This window comes from uncultured Veillonella sp., assembly GCF_938010505.1.
GTDB lineage: Bacteria > Bacillota > Negativicutes > Veillonellales > Veillonellaceae > Veillonella.
Map to the genome: position 1 here is coordinate 1 of NZ_CALLVP010000126.1, position 6,860 is coordinate 6,860.

Here is a 6,860-nt window from a genome sequence, read left to right on the forward strand (position 1 = left end):
TTGCTATGGTAGGCGCTATTCTACATATTAAAACAGTGATTATCATGCCTGAAAGCATGAGTAAAGAACGTCGTGAACTGATTAAGGCTTACGGGGCACAACTCATCTTAACTCCAAAAGAAACTGGCATGAAGGGGGCTCTTGAACGAGCAAACGAAATTTTAGAGAAGTATCCAAGTGCTTTCACCTTGGGCCAATTTGTAAACCCTGAAAACCCAGATATGCATTACCGTACAACGGGTGCTGAAATCGTAGAACAAGTGCCGAACGTCGATGTATTTGTAGCGGGTATCGGCACGGGTGGTACTTTCACAGGTGTTACAAGACGATTGAAAGAACATAATCCTGATGTAAAGGCTATTGCTGTAGAGCCAACTGGATCTCCTGCTATCACCGAAGGCAAGGGCGGTCCTCACAAAATTCAAGGCATTGGGGCTGGTTTCATTCCTGAAAACTTTGACCAAAGCTTGATGGACGGCGTACAAACTGTGAGCGATGAAGAAGCCTTTAGTGAGGTGCAAACCTTTATGCGTGAAAACGGTATCTCTATCGGTCTTTCCGCAGGGGCGGCCATTGTAGTGGCAAAACGCATTGCTCGGGAAGAACCTAAGGCAAATATCGTTGTTATTGCACCTGATGGAGTAGAGAAATATTTATCCCTCTTGGACTTCGGCAATAATGAATACGTGAAGTAATCGATTTCGAATAGATGAACTAATAGTTTTATATCGATAAAATGCCTTATATATAGGAATATAGACCAAACATGTTGTATACTATATATATCTATTATATGAGTAGAATGAGAGTAGAGTAATTTGAGATGGAGTCACTATGATGCAAGGTTTGCGTGAATTATGGGGCAAAATTCAATATAATATTAAGCGCGTAATGGATTCTGACCCAGCTGCCACAAGTGTGTGGATGGTTATATGGACATATCCGCATATTACGGCGCTGTTCTGGCATTTTTTTGCCCATCGCCTTTATAAGACGGGGTGGCCGACCTTGGCTCGCCGTGTAGCACTACATTCTCGTCATGTGACGGGTATCGAAATCCATCCAGGTGCAACAATCGGTCGTGGTTTATTTATCGACCACGGTATGGGCGTTGTTATTGGTGAAACGGCTATTGTAGGGGATAATGTAACCTTGTTCCATCAAGTGACTTTAGGTGGTATGTCCTCTAAAAAGGTTAAACGTCATCCGACCATTGAAGATGAAGTACTTATCGGTACAGGTACAAAGATTCTTGGGGACATTACGATTGGGGCGCGCACGAAGATTGGCTGTAATCTCGTTATTAAACATGATATTCCTAAGGATATGGTAATTTTTGAAACAGACCCAGAAAATATGTATGTTCGTAAACCTAGTCGCAATGCAACTGCTGCAGAAGCAGAGGAGAAGAAGATTCCTGATAATTACATAGAATACTATATTTAATATAGAACTATATAAACCTCTAACTATTAGATTAACTAGTAGTTAGAGGTTTTTTGATTGATAAAAAATCTATTGCTATAAAATTTTGGTTTATTGTTGTTGTGACTTTATATTTTGGACAAGACTGATACATTTCATTCAAATTTTATATAAAAATATTTGTTCATATATTGACATGGAAAATCATTATTGGTAAAATATAAACATAATCAATATTGATTATAAATTAAATAAACGAATTGATGGCATAGAAGCCAACTGAGTTTGTTCTGCTTTTAGAATGAACTGTAATTGAGAATTAAATGATAAAAGGAGTATTATTATGAAAAACGTACAACAAGTAAATCAATATTTAGCAGATCTTTCCGTGTGGAATGTAAAATTACATAATTTACACTTCAATGTAACTGGTCCACAATTCAAATCCATCCATGAATACTTGGAATCCATCTATGATGAAGCATTTAAATATTTTGATGCAGTAGCAGAACATGTAAAAATGCAAGGTCAATTTCCATTGGTAAATTCCGCAGAATACGCAAAATTGACTAAAATCGAAGAACTTGGTCAAGAAGATATCCCTCAAGCAAAGGTAATCGATATTCTTCTTAAAGATTTCAAATACATGAAAGATCAAGCTGTAGCGATTCGTGCAGCAGCTGATGAAGAAGATGATTTCTTGCTCGTGAGCATGATGGAAGATCACGTTGCATACTATGTAAAACAAATCTGGTTCATCGAATCCATGTTGAAATAAGACAATTGACAATGCCTTATTGGGTATGATATGATTACTCAGTAAAGCATGGAGGATTACTCAAGAGGCTGAAGAGGACGGTTTGCTAAATCGTTAGGGCGGGTTACCGTCGCTAGGGTTCGAATCCCTAATCCTCCGCCATGTAAAGACCTCACATCACTCGATGTGGGGTCTTTTTGTATAATATAGTGATTTATTATATTATTTATATAGGCCTAAAAATCGTGAGGACTCGAGTGAGTCCAAGGCCTTATTAGTATTGAATGACACAGGTGTGTAAGGGTATAGAGTTGACGTATGTCTAGGGGTTTCATATAATAGATTGTATAAAATGTAATTTCAAGGAGACTCTTATGAATACAAAACATACACGTCAAATGAATCGTATCCGTCGAGCCTTAGGCATTGGTGCATTATGCCTCGTTGCGTCTGTTGGGGTTAGTCATGCTGAAAGTATTGCTATCCCAAGTGCACGTCCTATGGTGGATGGCGTAAGTGCTGATGTAGAGACTGTTAGTAGTTCTAGTAAAGGACAACAGCATGTGAACTCAGATGTTATTACGCCTAATGATTGGACATATACAGCGTTACAAAGGCTCATTAAACATGGTGCTATTACAGATACCCACGGGTTTACTTTTGATGGTGCTAGCTACACAAAGGATGAGCTTATGCCGCTTATCGATGAGGTAGTCACAAAACGTGAGCAAATGAACGACAATGATCGAGAATATGCATTGCGTATTTACCAAGAAAATATGCGTGATGTAATGGATTACCGTATTGCTCGCGATAAAAAAGTTACTGACGAGCGCCGTCAAAAACTAGATGAAAAGCGTGCTGAAAAGGCTAAAAAATCTGGTAAGACGTATCAAGTATCCAAGGATCAACAAGAGGCTCTTGATAAGGCTGGTGATGAAGTAGCAAAACCGGAAGAACGCGCTTTAACAGATGAACAAATCAAAGAAAAAATGAAGAAATTCAAAATTGATGATTCTCGCGTTAAGGTAAATAATGAAGTGCGTATTCGTTACACTGATTCCAAGGATAAAAAGTCCAAAACAGATGCTCGTATGCAGACGGAGATGACGTTCACTCTATAACTCTTAGTAAGGGGTTATAATGATTGATTTTTTTAAGAAACAGTTGTTTACAGTTCATCAAAACGGTAAGCAAGGCCTTTAAGTTTATAGGGCCTGGTATCTTTGCAGGAATGTTCGGCGAGTCTTACGATATGAAAGATTTCCATACGCGATTAGGGTTGGCATTAACTTATGTTCCAGCTCTATTACTGATTGTGTTTATTACGGACTCCTTCCAAGCACTGTTGATCTCACAAATGTTCTTAAGCTTACAATTGCCTATCACAATTTTCTTGCAGCTTTATATGACAAGTAGCCGCAAGGTCATGGGAGAATATGCGAACCGTAAATTTACAAATGTTCACTTATGGGGCATTGGTATCATTGTTACGGTTATGAATGGGTACCTATTAATCGTAGGGTAAGAAGAGTTTGCTTGTTGTAATGTATTAAAGACCGCTTCGGCGGTCTTTTTGTTATGTTAGTAACGTATCTATTATGTAAAAAGCGTATCTTTGAATACCCAAGAGGGGTATAAAATATGGTACAATTAAGAATAGCGTAATATCTGTTGGGAGTATCTCCTAGCAGTGTGATATATGGAAAATTAGGAGGACCTAATGGCAAAGGAAGTTAAATTACAAGATACAATGCAATCTGATTTCACAGCTGTTGTAAACGACATTGCAGAGGAATTATTGGCGCGCCTCAATATGGATGAGGATGGTTCGGTTATCGACATGTTCCAAACGGGCTCCTTTGATCCTTGGCAACTATTTGTATTTTTTGGTGCTTTAGAAAAAGCCCTCGTTGAGTTCAGAACTGATAAACGCAAGAAAACGGTTATCGTTCATGCACAACCTGAGGCACTTCTCGGCATTGGCCGCGTAGTGACACCTGTATCTACTATGCTTGAGCATGTTTTGATGTCTCGTTTGAACGACATGAGCGAAGGCCGCTTGGAAACAGGTATGCTTACTGTGTCTGCTGAAAGCATTGATTACGAAGGGGTAAACCTTAAAGGGCGTCACGTAGTTATCGTATGTGACCTTGTAGATGAAGATTCTGACTATCTCAAAGAATGCATTAAACTATGTAAAGAATTGAAAGCTAGCCACGTTGTGGCGGTGCCTCTCATGTTGTGGAACCCAGAATTGATCGACAATTTGACAGAGGAAACTATCAAGGCGGAATTATCCCATGAAAATCGTCCTCTCTCCTAGTAAGACAAAAACGATTACCGATGCTGCAACCAACGGTGCGTTAAAGGATGGTCAATTTCAACCGAATATTACGAAGGAGATTGTAAAACACGTGCAATCCCTTGATGTAACAACTCTTGGAAAGGCGTTGAAATTAAAGGATGATAAGGCGCAAGCTCTCTTTGAGTTTTACCAGTCTTTTGAGTCTCATCCCGTAGGGCGTGCCTGTGAAAGCTACGATGGTATTGCTTTTAAATATTTAGACTGGCAGAACCTATCTAAGGAGGCTAAGGCCTTTGGTGAAAGCCACCTCGTTGTGATGTCCGCGTTGTACGGTGTCGTTGAACCTAATATGGGTGTGCGCGACTATCGACTCGATATGGTCGATAAGGTGGGTGTTAATCTATACGATACCTGGCGTGAAGCGGTGGATGCATACTTTCACAAGGAAGATTGGATCCTAAACCTAGCATCTAAAGAATATGCAAAAATGGTGAACCATCCGAAGGTGGTAACTGTTGAATTTTGGGAATTACGGGGCGATACGTTTAAGCAGATGAGTACGTCCTCCAAAATGAGTCGCGGTGTGATGGCTCATGAATGTTTAACTCGACAAGTGAAACATGTGCGGGACTTGCCGCGCGAAATTAATGGATTTACCTGTGTCACTGACCTTGAATCCATCACCATACCAAGCGAATCGATGACGATTCGTTATGAAAGGAAGTGATTGTTTGCAAGTGCAAGACATTCTTGCAAAAGACCTTGTCGGCGATGAATGGCTGACCGAGGAGGAACTAAGATTTCTCATGTCTGTAACTGATGAAGAACAGTTGCAGTTAATATATAAAAAGGCCTACGAAGTAAAGGCAAAATACGTAAAGCCTGTAGCGTATTATCGTGGCCTCATCGAGTTCTCGAACCGATGCATTAAAAATTGTAATTACTGCGGTATTCGTCGTGAAAATGACAAGGCGGAACGTTTTGATATGAATCGCGAAGACATTATCATGATGGCGCAGTGGGCATACGACCATGAATATGGCTCCATTACACTCCAATCTGGTGAACGCTGTGATGATGCCTTTGTAGACTATGTTGTGGATTTAATTCGCGACATTAAATCCATCGGTGATGGTTCTCTTGGCATAACGATGTGTGTAGGGGAACAAAGCGAAGAGGCGTACCGCCGCATGCGTGAAGCTGGTGCAAGTCGTTATTTATTACGCATTGAAACAACTAATACAGATTTATACCATAAAATTCATCCTCGTGATGAATTGCACTCCTTTGAGACGCGCGTAGAATGCTTACGTCGTTTACGCCGCGTAGGCTTTCAAGTTGGCACAGGTGTTATGATTGGCCTACCCGGTCAAACAGAAGATGATCTCGTAAATGATATCTTGTTTTATCGAGATATGGATATCGACATGATCGGTATGGGTCCTTATGTAGTACATCACGATACGCCACTAGGTCAAGAAGCATTGGCGATGGGCATCGATGACGAAGCAGGTAAATTGCGCCGCGTTCAACTGGGGCTTAAGATGATTGCGTTGACTCGTTTATTCTTGAAAGACGTAAACATTGCAGCAACCACTGCATTACAAGCACTAGATAAACTAGGCCGCGAAAAAGGCTTGGCCGCAGGGGCGAATATTCTCATGCCTATCATCACTATTCCTGAACACCGTGCAAAATATTTGCTATATGATAACAAGCCATGCGTAGACGACAATGCAGAACAATGTAAAGACTGCTTGACGCGACGCGTAATGTCCATCGGTGACACCGTAGGTTGGAAACAAAATGGGGACTCTAAACACTATGGCAAACGGACGGGAGAATTTTAGTTTTCTCTGTTTAGCTGATTCATGTATCGTATGATGTGCTTTGGGTTAGTATTACCTACATATAGATGGGGCCCCGTTATATAGCGACAACTTAATTAAAAAAGACGGTCTATACTTGCTTGCTCCTCGTTCTTGATGTCGCGGCACAAGTACAGACCGTCTTTTTTATAACTTTGTGAGAGAACTAGTCCCATCTATATATAGGTTTACGAATAAATCTTTATTAATAGATCCTTAAGTTCATTATAAACATAGAAATACTAAAATTATTTAGGAATAGGAGGAAAGTTGTCGAAACTATAGATGGCTAGTATTGCAATATTAGTTATACTCTGTATGGTTACGGTACTCTTCTAAGTCCTTATTGGTAAATTTGAGTCTTTATTCATCAAATAATAGATTGAAGAATTATATTAATCCTCTTTTTGGAGAAATTTTTCTCAGAAAAAGAGGATTTTTCTATTATAGTGTCGAAATGTATTAGCAAAGCCGTAATTTGCCAGTAAGGAGGCGATTCCAA

Annotated in this window: 7 protein-coding genes, 1 tRNA gene and 1 pseudogene; all 9 read left to right on the plus strand. The window is 39.9% G+C overall.

Annotated features, from left to right (window positions below; genetic code table 11):
• Positions 1-695: PLP-dependent cysteine synthase family protein (locus Q0507_RS07930; RefSeq protein ID WP_298714844.1), on the plus strand; the 695-nt coding region annotated here is incomplete at its 5' end.
• A 139-nt stretch (positions 696-834) separates the two neighbouring features.
• Positions 835-1,446 carry a serine O-acetyltransferase EpsC gene (gene epsC, locus Q0507_RS07935; protein ID WP_298714846.1) on the plus strand — a complete coding sequence of 204 codons (612 nt, stop codon included), beginning with the start codon at positions 835-837 and terminating at the stop codon, positions 1,444-1,446.
• 322 nt (positions 1,447-1,768) lie between these two features.
• The gene (locus Q0507_RS07940; protein WP_298714848.1) at positions 1,769-2,203 is read left to right on the plus strand and encodes a DNA starvation/stationary phase protection protein; all 435 of its coding nucleotides are present in this window, start codon (positions 1,769-1,771) and stop codon (positions 2,201-2,203) included.
• A gap of 50 nt (positions 2,204-2,253) precedes the next feature.
• Positions 2,254-2,344 (plus strand) — tRNA-Ser (locus tag Q0507_RS07945).
• 212 nt (positions 2,345-2,556) lie between these two features.
• The gene (locus Q0507_RS07950; protein WP_298714850.1) at positions 2,557-3,306 is read left to right on the plus strand and encodes a hypothetical protein; all 750 of its coding nucleotides are present in this window, start codon (positions 2,557-2,559) and stop codon (positions 3,304-3,306) included.
• A gap of 98 nt (positions 3,307-3,404) precedes the next feature.
• Positions 3,405-3,710, plus strand: a pseudogene (locus tag Q0507_RS07955) (divalent metal cation transporter); the annotation flags it as partial.
• A 195-nt stretch (positions 3,711-3,905) separates the two neighbouring features.
• Complete coding sequence (locus tag Q0507_RS07960; protein WP_298714854.1) at positions 3,906-4,508, plus strand: hypothetical protein; 603 nt, start codon at positions 3,906-3,908, stop codon at positions 4,506-4,508.
• On the plus strand, positions 4,486-5,217 hold the full coding sequence (locus tag Q0507_RS07965) for a YaaA family protein (RefSeq protein ID WP_298714856.1): 732 nt from the start codon (positions 4,486-4,488) through the stop codon (positions 5,215-5,217). The genes Q0507_RS07960 and Q0507_RS07965 overlap by 23 nt, the downstream gene beginning before the upstream one ends.
• Entirely contained in the window at positions 5,204-6,340 is a 1,137-nt protein-coding gene (gene hydE, locus Q0507_RS07970; RefSeq protein ID WP_298714858.1) for a [FeFe] hydrogenase H-cluster radical SAM maturase HydE, read from the plus strand. The genes Q0507_RS07965 and hydE overlap by 14 nt, the downstream gene beginning before the upstream one ends.
• Positions 6,341-6,860 lie beyond the last annotated feature (520 nt).

Excerpts from the sequence above, each read along its gene's own strand:
- hydE (WP_298714858.1), top strand. The coding sequence starts at position 5,204 with ATGAAAGGAAGTGATTGTTTGCAAGTGCAAGACATTCTTGCAAAAGAC.
- Q0507_RS07960 (WP_298714854.1), top strand. The coding sequence starts at position 3,906 with ATGGCAAAGGAAGTTAAATTACAAGATACAATGCAATCTGATTTCACA.
- Q0507_RS07940 (WP_298714848.1), top strand. The coding sequence starts at position 1,769 with ATGAAAAACGTACAACAAGTAAATCAATATTTAGCAGATCTTTCCGTG.
- epsC (WP_298714846.1), top strand. The coding sequence starts at position 835 with ATGATGCAAGGTTTGCGTGAATTATGGGGCAAAATTCAATATAATATT.
- Q0507_RS07965 (WP_298714856.1), top strand. The coding sequence starts at position 4,486 with ATGAAAATCGTCCTCTCTCCTAGTAAGACAAAAACGATTACCGATGCT.
- Q0507_RS07950 (WP_298714850.1), top strand. The coding sequence starts at position 2,557 with ATGAATACAAAACATACACGTCAAATGAATCGTATCCGTCGAGCCTTA.